General features: G+C 59.6%; 13 protein-coding genes. 4 read left to right on the top strand and 9 right to left on the bottom strand.

Features of this window, described 5'->3' with window-relative positions; all coding sequences use genetic code 11:
* Positions 1-31: 31 nt before the first annotated feature.
* Positions 32-1,009, top strand: a complete 978-nt coding sequence (locus tag QYH43_RS07570; protein ID WP_301156764.1) for an NADPH:quinone oxidoreductase family protein — start codon at positions 32-34, stop codon at positions 1,007-1,009.
* A gap of 48 nt (positions 1,010-1,057) precedes the next feature.
* Here the strand turns inward: QYH43_RS07570 and QYH43_RS07565 are convergent, their stop codons facing one another.
* Complete coding sequence (locus QYH43_RS07565; protein WP_367316886.1) at positions 1,058-1,579, bottom strand: energy transducer TonB; 522 nt, start codon at positions 1,577-1,579, stop codon at positions 1,058-1,060.
* A gap of 422 nt (positions 1,580-2,001) precedes the next feature.
* Here QYH43_RS07565 and glpT point away from each other — a divergent pair, with 422 nt between their 5' ends.
* Positions 2,002-3,351 carry a glycerol-3-phosphate transporter gene (glpT, locus tag QYH43_RS07560; protein ID WP_301156763.1) on the top strand — a complete coding sequence of 450 codons (1,350 nt, stop codon included), beginning with the start codon at positions 2,002-2,004 and terminating at the stop codon, positions 3,349-3,351.
* Here the strand turns inward: glpT and QYH43_RS07555 are convergent.
* The 5 genes from QYH43_RS07555 to trxA all read right to left on the bottom strand — a co-directional run bounded on the left by QYH43_RS07555 (position 3,327) and on the right by trxA (position 8,643).
* A complete protein-coding gene (locus QYH43_RS07555) occupies positions 3,327-3,995 on the bottom strand; it encodes a gamma-glutamylcyclotransferase (protein WP_301156762.1) in 669 nt (222 codons plus the stop codon). The two genes, glpT and QYH43_RS07555, sit on opposite strands and share 25 nt — an antisense overlap.
* A 237-nt stretch (positions 3,996-4,232) precedes the next feature.
* Positions 4,233-5,201, bottom strand: a complete 969-nt coding sequence (locus tag QYH43_RS07550; RefSeq protein ID WP_095057549.1) for a CDP-6-deoxy-delta-3,4-glucoseen reductase — start codon at positions 5,199-5,201, stop codon at positions 4,233-4,235.
* Positions 5,201-6,667: a 4-hydroxy-3-polyprenylbenzoate decarboxylase gene (gene ubiD, locus QYH43_RS07545; RefSeq protein ID WP_053163723.1), complete on the bottom strand. Its 1,467-nt coding sequence runs from the start codon at positions 6,665-6,667 to the stop codon at positions 5,201-5,203. The genes QYH43_RS07550 and ubiD overlap by 1 nt, the downstream gene beginning before the upstream one ends.
* 140 nt (positions 6,668-6,807) lie before the next feature.
* Positions 6,808-8,067 (bottom strand): transcription termination factor Rho, encoded by a 1,260-nt coding sequence (gene rho, locus QYH43_RS07540; protein ID WP_046039047.1) that lies wholly within the window; start codon positions 8,065-8,067, stop codon positions 6,808-6,810.
* A gap of 246 nt (positions 8,068-8,313) precedes the next feature.
* The gene (trxA, locus tag QYH43_RS07535; protein ID WP_003206727.1) at positions 8,314-8,643 is read right to left on the bottom strand and encodes a thioredoxin TrxA; all 330 of its coding nucleotides are present in this window, start codon (positions 8,641-8,643) and stop codon (positions 8,314-8,316) included.
* A 201-nt stretch (positions 8,644-8,844) separates the two neighbouring features.
* On the opposite strand from trxA, the gene ppx reads away from it, so the two are divergent.
* Complete coding sequence (gene ppx, locus QYH43_RS07530; RefSeq protein ID WP_095057550.1) at positions 8,845-10,347, top strand: exopolyphosphatase; 1,503 nt, start codon at positions 8,845-8,847, stop codon at positions 10,345-10,347.
* A 152-nt stretch (positions 10,348-10,499) separates the two neighbouring features.
* Here ppx and ppk1 read toward each other — a convergent pair whose 3' ends face one another.
* Positions 10,500-12,722, bottom strand: a complete 2,223-nt coding sequence (ppk1, locus tag QYH43_RS07525) for a polyphosphate kinase 1 (protein WP_095057551.1) — start codon at positions 12,720-12,722, stop codon at positions 10,500-10,502.
* A gap of 18 nt (positions 12,723-12,740) precedes the next feature.
* Complete coding sequence (gene hemB, locus QYH43_RS07520) at positions 12,741-13,754, bottom strand: porphobilinogen synthase (protein WP_095057552.1); 1,014 nt, start codon at positions 13,752-13,754, stop codon at positions 12,741-12,743.
* A gap of 207 nt (positions 13,755-13,961) precedes the next feature.
* On the opposite strand from hemB, the gene QYH43_RS07515 reads away from it, so the two are divergent.
* Entirely contained in the window at positions 13,962-14,594 is a 633-nt protein-coding gene (locus QYH43_RS07515; RefSeq protein ID WP_095057553.1) for a DedA family protein, read from the top strand.
* Here QYH43_RS07515 and QYH43_RS07510 read toward each other — a convergent pair.
* Entirely contained in the window at positions 14,575-15,810 is a 1,236-nt protein-coding gene (locus QYH43_RS07510; RefSeq protein ID WP_301156757.1) for a sterol desaturase family protein, read from the bottom strand. The two genes, QYH43_RS07515 and QYH43_RS07510, sit on opposite strands and share 20 nt — an antisense overlap.
* Positions 15,811-15,904: the final 94 nt, after the last annotated feature.

The following is a 15,904-nucleotide window of genomic DNA, read 5'->3' as shown; positions in this document are numbered from 1 at the left end:
ATCGGCCATCACTCCCAAAGGAATAGCCCTGATGAAAGCCGTGCTGTGCAAAGCCTTCGGCCCTGCCGAATCGCTGGTGCTGGAAGACGTCGCCAGCCCTGTCGCGAAGAAGAACGAAATCCTGCTGGAGGTGCACGCCGCCGGGGTGAATTTCCCCGACACGCTGATCATTGAGGGCAAGTACCAGTTCAAGCCGCCCTTCCCGTTTTCCCCGGGCGGTGAAGCGGCCGGGATCGTCAGCGAAGTGGGTGAAAAGGTCAGCCACCTGAAAGTCGGCGACCGGGTCATGGCCCTGACCGGCTGGGGCAGTTTCGCCGAACAGGTCGCGGTGCCGGGTTACAACGTACTGCCCATCCCGCCATCAATGGATTTCAACACCGCCGCCGCGTTCAGCATGACTTACGGCACCTCGATGCACGCCCTCAAGCAGCGCGGCAACCTGCAACCGGGTGAAACCCTGCTGGTGCTCGGCGCTTCCGGTGGTGTCGGCCTGGCAGCCGTGGAAATCGGCAAAGCCATGGGCGCCCGTGTCATCGCCGCCGCCAGCAGCAAGGAAAAACTCGCCGTGGCCAAGGCTGCCGGCGCCGATGAGCTGATCAACTACAGCGAAACCAACCTCAAGGACGAAATCAAACGCCTGACCGACGGCCAGGGCGCCGATGTGATCTACGACCCGGTCGGCGGCGACCTGTTCGACCAGGCCATCCGCGCCATCGCCTGGAACGGCCGTCTGCTGGTGGTCGGCTTCGCCAGCGGGCGCATTCCCGAACTGCCAGTCAACCTGGCCTTGCTCAAGGGTGCGGCAGTGCTCGGCGTGTTCTGGGGCTCGTTCGCCCAACGCCAGCCGCAAGACAACGCGGCAAACTTCCAGCAACTGTTTGGCTGGTTTGCCGAAGGCAAGCTGAAGCCGCTGGTGTCGCAGGTTTATCCCCTGGGCAATGCGGCGCAGGCGATCAATGACCTTGGCCAGCGCAAGGCGGTCGGGAAAGTGGTGGTTCAGGTTCGCTGAATCTCGATGCGAAAAAAGCGCGGCCATGCAGCCGCGCTTTTACTGCCGTCAAAGCAACACCCGAATTTCCTCCGGTAAAAACCGCACATACCGGCTCGCCGGATGCACATTACAGCGCTGCACAATCGAACGGACGCTGGCATTGAGCTTGGCAATCAGAGCCAGGCGTTTCTCTTCCGGCAGTTGCGTCGGTGAAAGCGAGTGGGTCAGGTAACTGCGGGTCCAGCTGAAAACCGGCAGGTCTACCCACGAGGACGTGGCAATGTTCAACGATGCCCGTGCGATGGCACTGCATTTCACCCGTTCCAATTCCTTGTTGACGTGAAAGGGATGCTCTCTGTCCAGCCTGTAATCAATGGGTGCAACCACGGTGACTTGCGCAGGCTGATCCTCGGTAATCGTCCATGGCTTGAATCGCCATTGATTAACGGCGGCCAATAACGCCTCTCCGAGTTCGGGATGCGCATTTTCCGCAATCACGGCATCACTGACTGACCCATCGGCCTTCACCGTCATGCTGATACGCACCACGCCGGTGATACCCGCCCGGTACAGCGCCACCGGATAAATCGGCTTCGGGTTATCTTCAGGTATCAGGAATACCTCTCCGGCTCAGATATCCACTGATACCAGCAACAAAAGTCCACCCAACCACCACCGCATATCCCTACTCCCTTCGCCTGCAACGCCAGACCTGGCAACAGCACAAAAGGTTACGGATCAAGGTCGTTGCGCATAACGCCATGACTTCCGTTTTGAACGAAGGACCTTTCCCAAAGGCCTGCCCTCTTTCAGGCAGCTCGAATGCCCCTCAACGAAAACAGGTAACGCTTCCTACAACGCCCTTCACTTATACCTGAGCGACATGTTCATAAAGGAACGCTCGCTTTCCAACATTTCCGCTGTTTTGCCGATGAGAACCGGTGCTATTTTCGGTAACGAAACTGTAACATTCGCATCCGCAGTCAAAACAAGAAATTTGGAGCTCTTGAATGTTTGCTTTCTTTCGTCCTGCCGCACATCAGGCTCCATTGCCTGAAGAAAAAATCGACAGCACCTACCGGCGCCTGCGCTGGCAGATTTTCGCCGGTATCTTCATTGGCTATGCGGGTTACTACCTGCTGCGCAAGAACTTTTCCCTGGCCATGCCGTACCTGATCGACGAGGGTTACTCCCGTGGCCAGCTGGGGCTGGCAATGTCTGCCATCGCCATCGCCTACGGTCTTTCAAAGTTCCTGATGGGCCTGGTGTCCGACCGTTCCAACCCGCGGTTCTTCCTGCCGTTCGGCCTGTTGGTGTCGGCCGGGGTGATGTTCGTTTTCGGTTTCGCGCCGTGGGCGACGTCCAGCGTGACCATGATGTTCATTCTGCTGTTCATCAACGGCTGGGCCCAGGGCATGGGATGGCCACCGAGTGGCCGGACCATGGTGCATTGGTGGTCGCAGAAAGAACGCGGCGGTGTGGTGTCGGTGTGGAACGTGGCGCACAACGTCGGTGGCGGTTTGATTGGCCCGTTGTTCCTGCTCGGCATGGGCCTGTTCAATGACTGGCACGCCGCGTTTTATGTGCCGGCAGCGGTGGCGCTGGCAGTGGCGGTGTTTGCCTTCGTGACCATGCGTGACACCCCTCAATCCGTGGGCCTGCCGCCCATCGAGCAATACAAGAACGACTACCCGGAAGGCTACGACGCCAGTCACGAAGAGGAATTCAGCGCCAAGGAAATCTTCGTCAAATACGTGCTGCGCAACAAAATGCTCTGGTACATCGCCCTGGCCAACGTCTTCGTTTACCTGCTGCGCTACGGCGTGCTGGACTGGGCGCCGACCTACCTCAAGGAAGCCAAGGGCTTCACCGTGGATAAAACCTCGTGGGCGTACTTCTTCTATGAGTGGGCAGGCATTCCGGGCACGCTGCTGTGCGGCTGGATGTCGGACAAGATCTTCCGTGGCAACTGTGGCCTGACCGGCATGGTGTTCATGGCACTGGTGACGGTTGCGACGCTGGTTTACTGGCTCAACCCGGCCGGCAACCCGATGGTCGACATGATCGCGCTGCTGTCCATCGGCTTCCTGATCTACGGCCCGGTGATGCTGATCGGCCTGCAGGCGCTGGAACTGGCGCCGAAGAAAGCGGCCGGTACGGCGGCGGGCTTTACCGGTCTGTTCGGGTATCTGGGGGGGTCGGTCGCGGCCAGTGCAGCGATGGGCTACACCGTGGACCATTTCGGCTGGGATGGCGGTTTCGTGCTGTTGGTGGGCGCCTGCTTGCTGGCGATGGCCTTCCTGGCCCCGACGCTACGTCACAAACAAGTCGCCAGTCAGGGCCGCGAAGCACTCGCTTGATCGGCTTTTGACTTACAACGCTTGAGCCGCGCCTCCAGATTCCGGTCTGGCATGGCGTGGCTGCGCAGGGCGTGCGCGGTCTGCTCGACATAATCGCGAGTGGTGCCGTAACGCCCGCAAGCGTTTTCAAACACGTGGCTCAGGACATGATCCGGCAAGTTGCCGGCATAGCTGGGCAGGTGCCGCTCCAGAACAAATCCCAATGCCTGAACCTGGCTTCCATCTTCGAGACGGCAGTTGAGCCAGTGCGGGCGATAGGAAGGGAACGGCATCTCGCGCTGCCAGAGCGCATACAGCGAGGCTTCAAGTTGTTCTTCGGGCAAACGGTAGGCGAAACCGCTGCAAGAGCCGCCGCGATCCAGGCCAAATACCAGGCCGGGCATTTCCGGCGTACCGCGATGTTCGTGGGACCACAGGTACAACCCGCGATGGTAGCCATGCACCCGGCCACGAACGCGTTCGACCGCCGTGCATTCCGGTCGCCAGATCAGCGAACCATACGCAAACAGCCAGACCGGACCGCCCTTGTGGCGCGCCATGGTCGATTGCATTGAGCCGAGTAATTGTTCGTGCGTGAGCTGCGGCCCCAGATCGAGCTGCGGAGGGTAAGCCAGATTCAAAAAAGCAGATTCAATGGCGCTCATGGCGAATAGCGTTCAGCTCCCCGCGAGTGAAGGATTACTTAATAGAACGTACCGTTGTAACAATAAGGCACATTTGTTTTAAGGCAATTTGAATGCCATGGCTGTTTTCAATTAATTGCTTGAATGACATATAACCTAGCGACATTTACATAAATTTATAAATGCCGATTGGCTATATATGGAGTTATAAACCTGTAGGAGCGAGCAGGCTCGCTCCTACAGGATCAGGATCTGGGATCAAGATCGCGGGGCATAGGCAAACACGTCGGCGCGCATTTGATGAGCGTCCATCCCTGCCTCCACCAGCGCATCCAGCGTGCCATACACCATGGCCGGAGAGCCGCTGGCGTATACATGCAGAGGCTTCAGATTCGGGAAGTCCTCGCAGACCGCTTCATGCAACATGCCGCAGCGCCCTCCCCAACCGCATTGGTCGCTGACGACTTTGTGCAGGAACAGATTGGGCAACTTCAGCCACTCGTCCCAATGTTCGATCTGATAAAAATCTTCAGGACGACGCACGCCCCAATACAGATGCACCGGGTACTTGAAGCCAGAGGCCCGGCAATGTTCGATCAGACTGTGGATCTGGCCCATGCCGGTACCCGCCGCGATCAGCACCAGTGGGCCCTCAGGCAGTTCCGCGAGATGGGTATCGCCGAAGGGCAGCTCGACCCGCACCATGCTGCGGCGCTGGAGCTGTTCGATAAGGTTCAGTGCACTGGTTTCGCGCGCCAGCACGTGGATCTCAAGATCACGCCCCCCGTGCGGCGCCGAGGCCAGGGAAAAGGCCGATTTCTCGCCGCTCTCGCGCTCGATCATCAAGTACTGACCGGCGTGGTAGCGCGGCGGCTTGCCGGCCGGCGCCCGCAGGCGCACGCGCCAGGTATCACCGCCCACGTCCCGACACTCAATGACCTGACACGACACGCTGCGCACCGGCAATTCTCCCAGCGCGAGCACGCCATCCCACAGCACGATGCAGTCTTCCAGCGGCTCCGCTATGCAAGTGTAGAACTCGCCGTGGTCACGCACATTGCCTGCCTGTTCGACCCGGCCTTCCACCAACAACGCCGCGCACACGTGGCAATTGCCATTGCGGCAGCTTTGCGGGCATTCGTAGCCCAGTCGTCGTGCGCCATCGAGAATCCGCTCGCCGGGCAATATCTCAAGTACTGCTCCGGAGGGCTGCAAGGTTACACGCATCAATCTATTCCTAACTGATTCCAGATGGCATCGATCCGTTGGGTGACGGCATCGTCCTTGACGATGACCCGGCCCCACTCGCGGGTGGTTTCGCCCGGCCATTTATGCGTGGCATCCAGGCCCATTTTCGAACCCAGGCCGGAAACCGGCGAGGCGAAGTCCAGGTAATCGATCGGCGTATTTTCGATCATCACCGTATCGCGTTTGGGGTCCATGCGCGTGGTGATGGCCCAGATCACATCGTTCCAGTCCCGGGCGTTGATATCGTCGTCGGTGACGATAACGAACTTGGTGTACATGAACTGTCGCAAAAACGACCACACACCGAGCATTACCCGCTTGGCGTGGCCCGGGTACGACTTCTTCATGGTCACAATGGCCATGCGGTACGAGCAGCCTTCGGGCGGCAGGTAGAAATCGGTGATCTCCGGGAACTGCTTCTGCAGGATCGGCACGAACACTTCGTTCAACGCCACACCGAGGATCGCCGGCTCATCCGGTGGACGGCCGGTGTAGGTGCTGTGGTAGATCGGTTTGATCCGGTGGGTAATGCGCTCGACGGTGAACACAGGGAAGCTGTCGACTTCGTTGTAATAGCCGGTGTGGTCGCCGTACGGACCTTCATCGGCCATCTCGCCCGGATGGATCACGCCTTCGAGGATGATTTCGGCGGTGGCCGGCACTTGCAGGTCGTTGCCCCGGCACTTCACCAACTCGGTGCGATTACCGCGCAAGAGGCCAGCGAAGGCGTACTCGGAGAGGCTGTCGGGGACTGGCGTCACTGCGCCAAGAATCGTCGCAGGGTCGGCACCCAGCGCCACGGCCACGGGGAACGGCTGGCCCGGATGCTTCTCGCACCATTCGCGGTAATCCAGCGCGCCGCCACGGTGGCTCAGCCAGCGCATGATGACCTTGTTGCGGCCAATCACTTGCTGCCGGTAGATGCCGAGGTTCTGACGATCCTTGTTCGGGCCTTTGGTGACGGTCAGGCCCCAGGTGATCAGCGGGGCGACGTCGCCCGGCCAGCAGGTCTGCACCGGCAGGGTCGAAAGATCGACGTCGTCGCCTTCAATGACCACTTCCTGGCACACCGCGTCTTTGACGACCTTGGGCGCCATCGAAATGATCTTGCGGAAAATCGGCAGTTTGGACCACGCGTCTTTCAGCCCCTTCGGCGGCTCGGGTTCCTTGAGGAACGCCAGCAACTTGCCGATCTCGCGCAGTTCGCTGACCGCTTCGGCGCCCATGCCCAACGCCACGCGCTCGGGGGTGCCAAACAGGTTGCCGAGTACGGGAATGTCATAACCGGTAGGCTTTTCGAAAAGCAGTGCCGGGCCTTTTGCGCGCAATGTGCGGTCGCAGACCTCGGTCATTTCGAGCACTGGGGACACCGGGATCTGGATGCGCTTGAGTTCGCCGCGCTGTTCCAGCCCGCTGATAAAGTCGCGCAAGTCGCGATACTGCATGCGTGAGCCTCGTGTTGGCCGTGGCGTTCGGGGCAGGCAGTTTAGCGCCGAACCCTTCGGTTCAGAACCACGAACTGCCTGTTGATCAAAAAACAGATAGCAAAAAGCCGGGTTTCCCCGGCTTTTTTGGCCTGCTCGACTTACTTGCGCTTCATCGACAGGAAGAACTCATCGTTGGTCTTGGTCGTTTTCAGCTTGTCGACCAGGAACTCGATGGCAGCGACTTCATCCATCGGGTGCAGCAGCTTGCGCAGAATCCACATGCGCTGCAACTCGTCGTCGGCAGTCAGCAACTCTTCGCGGCGGGTGCCGGAACGGTTGATGTTGATGGCCGGGAAGACGCGTTTTTCAGCGATACGGCGATCCAGAGGCAGTTCCATGTTGCCGGTGCCTTTGAATTCCTCGTAGATCACTTCGTCCATCTTCGAGCCGGTTTCAACCAGCGCGGTGGCGATGATGGTCAGCGAGCCGCCTTCTTCGATGTTCCGCGCGGCGCCGAAGAAACGTTTCGGTTTCTCCAGGGCGTGGGCATCGACACCACCGGTGAGCACTTTGCCGGAGCTCGGGATCACGGTGTTGTAGGCACGGGCCAGACGGGTGATGGAGTCGAGCAGGATCACCACGTCCTTCTTGTGCTCGACCAGGCGCTTGGCCTTCTCGATCACCATTTCGGCAACCTGCACGTGGCGGGTTGGCGGCTCGTCGAACGTCGAGGCAACCACTTCGCCGCGCACGGTGCGCTGCATTTCGGTTACTTCTTCCGGACGTTCGTCGATCAGCAGCACGATCAAGTGAACTTCAGGGTTGTTACGCGCGATGTTCGCGGCAATGTTCTGCAGCATGATCGTTTTACCGGCTTTCGGCGGTGCAACGATCAGACCGCGCTGGCCTTTACCGATCGGGGCGCACAGGTCGATGACACGACCGGTCAAGTCTTCGGTGGAACCGTTACCGGCTTCCATCTTCATGCGCACGGTCGGGAACAGCGGGGTCAGGTTCTCGAAGAGAATCTTGTTTTTCGCGTTTTCCGGACGGTCGTAGTTGATCGTGTCGACCTTGAGCAGCGCGAAATAACGCTCGCCTTCCTTTGGAGGGCGGATCTTGCCAACGATGGTGTCACCGGTGCGCAAGTTGAAGCGACGGATCTGGCTCGGCGAGACGTAGATATCGTCTGGGCCGGCAAGATAGGAGGCGTCTGCAGAGCGGAGGAAGCCGAAGCCGTCCTGGAGAATCTCCAGCACGCCATCACCGGAGATTTCCTCGCCGCTTTTCGCGTGCTTTTTGAGCAGGGAGAAAATCACGTCCTGCTTGCGCGAACGGGCCATATTTTCTATGCCCATCTGTTCGGCCAATTCGAGCAGTTCGGTAATCGGCTTTTGCTTGAGTTCAGTCAGATTCATATAGGAATGACGTAATCATTTATGGAGGGGGGAAATTAAGCTTTTGGCTTAATGAGGCCGCGCCGCGGAGAAGGCGACAGGATCGCGTACTTATTCGAAAAGGAGAGCGTCGGCGACGGCTAGCAGGGGGCACTGGAGAAACCAGCGCGGGGCCGAATGTAACACCTGAGTTTCGGAGCGTCTAGCCCTCAATAACGAAAAAGCCCCGCTATTTGCGGGGCTTTTTCTGACTCGCTACAACGACGCTTAGATGTTGGCGTCGAGGAAAGCAGCCAGTTGCGACTTCGACAGCGCGCCGACCTTGGTCGCTTCAACGTTGCCGTTCTTGAACAGCATCAAGGTCGGGATACCACGCACGCCATGCTTGGCCGGGGTTTCCTGGTTTTCGTCGATGTTCAGTTTGGCAACGGTCAGCTTGCCTTTGTAGGTCTCGGCAATTTCGTCCAGAACCGGAGCGATCATTTTGCAAGGGCCGCACCACTCAGCCCAGTAGTCGACCAGTACAGCGCCTTCGGCCTTGAGTACGTCAGCCTCGAAGCTCGCGTCGCTAACGTGTTTGATAAGATCGCTGCTCATGGAATTCTCCAGGTTGTAAGCAAAAAAACGTGGCCTCATCATAGCTGCCCTTCCCACGTTCAGGAAGGTGCAGATGATTGAGTCTCGCTATGGTGGCTCATGAATTTGGGTATAGCTCAGACCAAGGCATTGAACCATGCGCGTTGGCGTCAGCCCTTGATCGTGGCACGATGTCGAGGTTATCGACCGAGACCCCTGACCATGCCGCAATCCCAAGCCAAGAATCTGTCCCTGATCGCCGCAATCGACCTGGGCTCCAACAGCTTTCACATGGTCGTGGCCAAGGCCCAGAATGGCGAAATCCGTATTCTCGAGCGTCTCGGGGAGAAGGTGCAGCTGGCGGCCGGCATCGACGAAGAGCGTCGCCTCAGTGAGGAGTCGATGCAACGCGGGCTGGACTGCCTCAAGCGCTTTGCCCAACTGATCAACGGTATGCCGACAGGCGCCGTGCGGATCGTCGGCACCAACGCCTTGCGCGAAGCCCGCAACCGCGCCGAGTTCATCCACCGCGCCGAAGAAATCCTCGGCCACCCGGTGGAAGTCATCTCCGGCCGTGAAGAGGCGCGCCTGATTTACCTCGGCGTGTCCCACACCCTCGCCGACACACCGGGCAAGCGCCTGGTGGCCGATATCGGCGGCGGCAGTACCGAATTCATCATCGGCCAGCGCTTCGAACCGCTGCTGCGCGAAAGCCTGCAGATGGGTTGCGTCAGCTACACCCAGCGCTATTTCAAGGACGGCAAGATCACTCCGGCCCGCTACGCCCAGGCGTACACCGCGGCGCGACTGGAGATCATGAGCATCGAACACGCCCTGCACCGCCTGACCTGGGATGAAGCCATCGGCTCCTCGGGCACCATCCGCGCCATCGGTCTGGCGCTGAAGGCCGGCGGCCAAGGCACGGGCGAGGTCAATGCCGAGGGGCTGGCCTGGCTCAAGCGCAAGCTGATCAAACTCGGTGATGTGGAGAAGATCGACTTCGAAGGCATCAAGCCGGACCGTCGGGCAATCTTCCCGGCGGGCCTGGCGATTCTCGAAGCGATCTTCGATGCTCTCGAACTGCAACGCATGGATCACTGCGAAGGCGCCCTGCGTGAGGGCGTGCTGTATGACTTGCTCGGTCGCCATCATCACGAAGACGTACGCGAACGCACCCTCACCTCGCTGATGGAGCGCTACCACGTCGATCTGGAACAGGCGGTGCGGGTCGAACGCAAAGCCCTGCATGCCTTCGACCAGGTGGCCGCAGACTGGGATCTGGAGGACGGTGTCTGGCGCGAACTGCTCGGCTGGGCAGCCAAGGTCCATGAAGTGGGCCTGGATATCGCTCACTATCAGTACCACAAGCACGGCGCCTACCTGATCGAACACTCGGACCTCGCCGGGTTCTCCCGCGAAGACCAGTTGATGCTCGCACTGCTGGTGCGCGGCCACCGGCGCAACATTCCCAAAGACAAATTTGCCGATTTCGACGATGACGGCATCAAGCTGATTCGCCTGTGCGTGCTGCTGCGCTTTGCGATCCTGTTCCACCACATTCGCGGCACCCAGCAGATGCCCCAGGTCGTGCTGAACGCCAATGGCAAAAGCCTGGAAGTGGTGTTCCCGGAAAACTGGCTGGATGAAAACCAGCTGACCCAGGCCGATTTCGAAATCGAAGCGCAATGGCTGACGCGGGTCGATATCGTCCTCAGCGTTCGCTGACGTCCCTGTAGGAGCCGGCTTGCCGGCGATGCGTTATCACGCCATGCGGTGACTGAACGTACGCCATCGCTGGCAAGCCAGCTCCTACAGAATTCGGTGAAAACAAAAATGGCGATCCCTTGGGATCGCCATTTTTTTACTCCCAGCCGGTGTTAACGAACCGTCAGGATCGGGCTGCCCAATCGCTCCAGCAAAGTAGCCTGGGCGCTGCGCGGGTTCTGGTTGCCGGTCGGCGTGTTGCGGACGTAGCGACCGTCCGACTGCAGGCTCCAGCTGTGGGTGTTGTCGGTGAGGTACAACTCCAGCTCTTTCTTGACCCGCATGATCAGCTTCTTGCCTTCCACCGGGAAGCAAGTCTCGACGCGCTTGTCGAGGTTGCGCTCCATCCAGTCGGCGCTGGAGAGGAACATCTGCTCGTCGCCGCCATTGAGGAAGTAGAAAACCCGGGTGTGTTCCAGGAAACGCCCGATGATCGAACGCACGTGGATGTTGTGCGATACACCGGCGATGCCCGGTCGCAGGCAGCACATGCCACGCACCACCAGATCGATGCGCACGCCCGACTGGCTGGCCTTGTACAGCGCGCGGATGATCTTCGGATCGGTCAGCGAGTTGAACTTGGCAATGATGTGCGCCGGCTTGCCGTCGACGGCGAACTGGGTTTCCCGGGCAATCATGTCGAGCATGCCCTTCTTCAGGGTGAACGGCGCATGCAGCAACTTCTTCATGCGCAGGGTTTTACCCATGCCGATCAACTGGCTGAACAGTTTGCCGACGTCTTCGCACAAGGCGTCGTCGGAGGTCAGCAGGCTGTAGTCGGTGTACAGACGAGCGTTGCCGGCGTGGTAGTTACCGGTGCCGAGGTGCGCGTAACGCACAATCTCGCCGGCCTCGCGACGCAGGATCAGCATCATCTTGGCGTGGGTCTTGAAGCCGACCACGCCGTAGATCACCACCGCACCGGCTGCTTGCAGACGGCTGGCCAGTTGCAGGTTGGACTCTTCGTCAAACCGCGCACGCAATTCGATCACCGCGGTGACTTCCTTGCCGTTACGCGCCGCATCCACCAGCGCATCGACGATTTCCGAGTTCGCACCCGACCGATACAAGGTCTGACGCACCGCCAATACATGCGGATCCTTCGCGGCCTGGCGCAACAGGTCGACCACCGGCGTGAACGACTCGAACGGGTGCAGCAGCAGGATGTCCTGCTTGCTGATCACGCTGAAGATGTTCTCGCTGTTTTGCAGCAGTTTCGGGATCTGCGGGGTGAACGGCAGGTATTGCAGCTCACGCTGACTGTCCAGGCCGGTGATGCTGAACAGACGCGTCAGGTTCACCGGACCATTGACTTGATACAGCTCGGACTCGCTCAAGTTGAATTGCTTGAGCAGGTAATCGGACAGGTGTTTCGGGCACGTGTCGGCGACTTCCAGACGCACCGCATCACCGTAGCGACGGGAGAACAGTTCGCCGCGCAGGGCACGGGCCAGGTCTTCCACATCTTCGGAGTCCAGTGCCAGGTCGGCGTTTCGGGTCAGGCGGAACTGATAGCAGCCCTTCACCTTCATGCCCTGGAACAGGTCATCGGCGTGGGCGTGGATCATCGACGACAGGAAGACATAGTTGTCGCCCGCGCCGCCGACTTCTTCCGGCACCTTGATGATCCGCGGCAGCAGACGCGGCGCCGGAATGATCGCCAGACCGGAGTCGCGGCCGAAGGCGTCGATGCCTTCGAGCTCGACGATGAAGTTGAGGCTTTTGTTCACCAGCAACGGGAACGGGTGCGTCGGGTCGAGGCCGATCGGCGTGATGATCGGCGCGATCTCGTCGCGGAAATAACGACGGACCCAGGTTTTGATCTTGGTCGTCCAGTTACGGCGACGGATGAAGCGGACCTGATGTTTTTCCAGCTCCGGCAACAGAATATCGTTGAGGATCGCGTATTGGCGGTCAACGTGACCGTGCACCAACTCGCTGATGCGCGCCAATGCCTGATGCGGTTGCAGACCATCGGCGCCCGCTTGTTCACGGGCGAAGGTGATCTGCTTTTTCAGGCCGGCAACACGAATCTCGAAGAACTCGTCCAGGTTGCTGGAGAAGATCAGCAGAAACTTCAGCCGCTCCAGCAACGGGTAGGACTCATCCAGCGCCTGTTCCAGCACGCGAATGTTGAACTGCAGTTGCGACAGCTCGCGGTGGATGTACAGGCTGCTGTCATCCAGGCCTGGAATGGTAATCGCAGGCGCTGCCGCAGCGGGCTCGACGACCACCGCGGGCGGAGCTGGCTCCAGCTCCGGCGGGGTCTCGTCGATTTTCTCCACCACCGGTTGAGCATCTTTTACGGCAACTTCAGTGAGTACTTCGGTATTCATCGAATGTTCCTGGGAGGGCTATTTTTGCTCTCGTAGCAATTGAGCAGCACGAACGGCAAAGTACGTCAGGATGCCATCAGCCCCTGCACGTTTGAAAGCGGTCAGGGACTCAAGGATAACCCCTTCGCTCAACCAGCCATTCTGGATCGCCGCCATGTGCATGGCGTATTCGCCGCTGACTTGATAAACAAACGTCGGCACTTTGAATTCTTCTTTGACCCGGCAAAGGATGTCCAGATACGGCATGCCTGGCTTGACCATGACCATGTCTGCGCCTTCTGACAAGTCTGCCGCCACTTCGTGCAGGGCTTCGTTGCTGTTGGCCGGGTCCATCTGATACGAGGCCTTGTTGGCCTTGCCCAGGTTCAGCGCCGAGCCGACTGCATCGCGGAAAGGACCATAATAGGCGCTGGCGTACTTCGCTGAGTAGGCCATGATCCGCACGTTTACGTGACCGGCCACTTCGAGCGCTTCGCGAATCGCCTGGATGCGACCGTCCATCATGTCCGACGGGGCCACGACCTGAGCACCGGCTTCGGCATGGGACAGGGCTTGCCTGACCAGTGCGTCGACGGTGATGTCGTTCTGAACGTAGCCTTCCTCGTCGAGGATACCGTCCTGGCCGTGGGTGGTGAACGGATCCAGCGCAACGTCGGTGATCACGCCCAGTTCAGGGAACTGCGCGCGCAAGGCACGGGTGGCGCGTTGGGCGATACCTTCAGGGTTCCAGGCTTCGGCGGCGTCCAGCGACTTCAGCCCTGCCGGCGTCACCGGGAACAGCGCCAGCGCCGGAATACCCAGCTCAACCCACTTGGCCGCTTCTTCGAGCAACAGGTCGATGGTCAGGCGTTCGACGCCCGGCATCGAGGCGACCGCTTCACGGCGGTTTTCACCGTCCAGCACGAACACCGGCAGGATCAGGTCATCGACGGTCAAGACGTTTTCACGGACCAGACGACGCGAAAAATCATCACGACGGTTACGGCGCAGGCGGGTTGCAGGGAACAGACGGTTGGCGGGGGTAAAACTCACGGCAGACTCCTGAGCCCGCACAGACGGGCGAGCGTGACAGTTATAAGCGGCCATTATGACGAACACATGACAGTTGTGCGTACCCTGTGACAGGTAGCCGCATTCCATTGTCGTTGTAGGAAATGTTCACGTCGAGACACATTTGGACACTTTCCTGAATGTGTCCGAAGGGTTAGGCTGCGCGTTCATTTCGCCAGCACCCAGACAATGCTCCAACAATTTCTGCATGACTTCGGCTACTTTGCCCTGTTCCTTGGCACGTTTTTCGAAGGCGAAACCATTCTGGTGCTCGCGGGTTTCCTTGCGTTCCGTGGATACATGGACATCAACCTGGTGGTGGTCGTGGCCTTCTTCGGCAGCTATGCCGGCGATCAGCTGTGGTACTTCCTGGGACGCAAGCACGGCCGCAAATTGCTGGCCCGCAAACCCCGCTGGCAAATGATGGGTGACCGGGCGCTGGAGCATATCCGCAAACACCCGGACATCTGGGTCCTGAGCTTTCGCTTCGTCTACGGTTTGCGCACCGTCATGCCGGTGGCCATCGGCCTGTCGGGCTATCCGCCGGGACGTTATCTGCTGCTGAACGGGATTGGCGCAGCGATCTGGGCCACCGCCCTCGCGGCCGCGGCCTATCACTTCGGCGCGGTACTCGAAGGCCTGCTCGGCAGCGTCAAGAAGTACGAGCTGTGGGTGCTCGGCGCCCTGCTGGTCCTGGGCGTGGGGCTGTGGCTGCGCCGGCGTTTCAAGAACGCGCGCCTGGCCAAAAAAATCTACGCCGACGAGCAAGCCCTGAAAGCCGAACGAGCCAAAACCGAAGGACCTACGACGCCAGCCGAGTGAAGCGGTTTCTGCAACAGTAGAGACCGAGCCCGCTCAACAGGCTGTAGCTGAGCAGGCCGACCCAGCCCACCGCACTGGCCGGCCACAGCCCAACCATCGGCGCCAGCCACACCAGTGGCACGTTCGACACCAGCCGCAGCAGCTCCAGCTTCAACGCCCACGGGCGATTCTCCAGGGCCACGCCCAGCACAAACAGACCGAACGCCACCGCACCCCAGCCCAACACCAGGGCGGCGGCAGGCAAGTTCGGTTCCAGATTCATCAGGTAACTGCCCAGCGCGATGTAGACGCAGAACTGCAACAGCACATAAATCTGCTGACGCCTGTCCAGCGGCACTTCGAATTTGCGGAACCGGGTCAGGTCAGGTTTGTTCATCGGGTATTTGGCCGCCACGTCGGCCGGGCGCCAGCCGGTGCGCATAAACCAGATCCGCAGCTTGTCCCAGGTGCTTTGCGTCCGTCGGGCATCAGCCCACAGCTGAGCGTAGAACTGCAGGTTCGCCCACACCGGGTTCCAGCTCTCCAACGGTGTGGTCACGCCGAAAATCACCGGTTCGTTGTCGTCCTCTTCCTGGAACGAGCCGAATAGACGGTCCCAAATAATGAACACCCCGCCGTAGTTGCGATCCATGTAGAGAGCGTTCTGTGCATGGTGAGCCCGATGATTGGACGGCGTGACAAAGAACCACTCGAACCAGCCGAGCTTGGGAATGTGTCGCGTGTGCACCCAGAACTGGTACAGCAAATTGAGCGCTGCGACACTGACGAACACCAGCAAGGGCACGCCGACGACCGCCATCGGCAGGTAGAAGATCCAGCTCAGCACAAAACCGGTGCTGGTCTGACGCAAGGCGGTGGACAGGTTGTACTCCTCGCTTTGGTGATGCACCGAGTGAGCGGCCCAGAGGATGTTGCGCTCATGGCCCATGCGGTGCAGCCAGTAGTAGCAGAAGTCATAAAGGACGAAGGCCAATACCCAGACCCAGACGCTGTCGGCCGACAGTTCGAACAGCGCCAGATGCTTGAGGGCGAAAGCGTAGGTCAGCAACCCCACACCCTTGGTCAAAAGCCCCGTGGTGGTCGACAACACGCCGGTGCTGATGCTGTTGATCGCGTCTGCCAGCCGATAATTACTGACCCCGCGCCAACGATCGGCCAGCAATTCAGCGGCAATGAGCACAAAGAAAAACGGCACCGCATACAGAATGAAGTCCATGACGCGCCCTGATCGGAATCCTGAGGACAGATGCTAGGTGTAACCGCGAACTAACCCTATGGCAACGAGTGACAAATTAGTGGACATTTAACGC

Origin of the sequence: Pseudomonas sp. C32 (assembly GCF_030417915.1) — a bacterium.
Taxonomy (GTDB): domain Bacteria; phylum Pseudomonadota; class Gammaproteobacteria; order Pseudomonadales; family Pseudomonadaceae; genus Aquipseudomonas.
The sequence above is the reverse complement of the archived record's forward strand: the minus strand, read 5'-3'. Positions and strand labels throughout refer to the sequence as shown.

Excerpts from the sequence above, each read along its gene's own strand:
- QYH43_RS07570 (WP_301156764.1), top strand. The coding sequence starts at position 32 with ATGAAAGCCGTGCTGTGCAAAGCCTTCGGCCCTGCCGAATCGCTGGTG.
- QYH43_RS07510 (WP_301156757.1), bottom strand. The coding sequence starts at position 15,810 with ATGGACTTCATTCTGTATGCGGTGCCGTTTTTCTTTGTGCTCATTGCC.
- ubiD (WP_053163723.1), bottom strand. The coding sequence starts at position 6,667 with ATGCAGTATCGCGACTTGCGCGACTTTATCAGCGGGCTGGAACAGCGC.
- ppx (WP_095057550.1), top strand. The coding sequence starts at position 8,845 with ATGCCGCAATCCCAAGCCAAGAATCTGTCCCTGATCGCCGCAATCGAC.
- ppk1 (WP_095057551.1), bottom strand. The coding sequence starts at position 12,722 with ATGAATACCGAAGTACTCACTGAAGTTGCCGTAAAAGATGCTCAACCG.
- rho (WP_046039047.1), bottom strand. The coding sequence starts at position 8,067 with ATGAATCTGACTGAACTCAAGCAAAAGCCGATTACCGAACTGCTCGAA.
- glpT (WP_301156763.1), top strand. The coding sequence starts at position 2,002 with ATGTTTGCTTTCTTTCGTCCTGCCGCACATCAGGCTCCATTGCCTGAA.
- QYH43_RS07550 (WP_095057549.1), bottom strand. The coding sequence starts at position 5,201 with ATGCGTGTAACCTTGCAGCCCTCCGGAGCAGTACTTGAGATATTGCCC.
- QYH43_RS07515 (WP_095057553.1), top strand. The coding sequence starts at position 13,962 with ATGCTCCAACAATTTCTGCATGACTTCGGCTACTTTGCCCTGTTCCTT.
- trxA (WP_003206727.1), bottom strand. The coding sequence starts at position 8,643 with ATGAGCAGCGATCTTATCAAACACGTTAGCGACGCGAGCTTCGAGGCT.
- QYH43_RS07555 (WP_301156762.1), bottom strand. The coding sequence starts at position 3,995 with ATGAGCGCCATTGAATCTGCTTTTTTGAATCTGGCTTACCCTCCGCAG.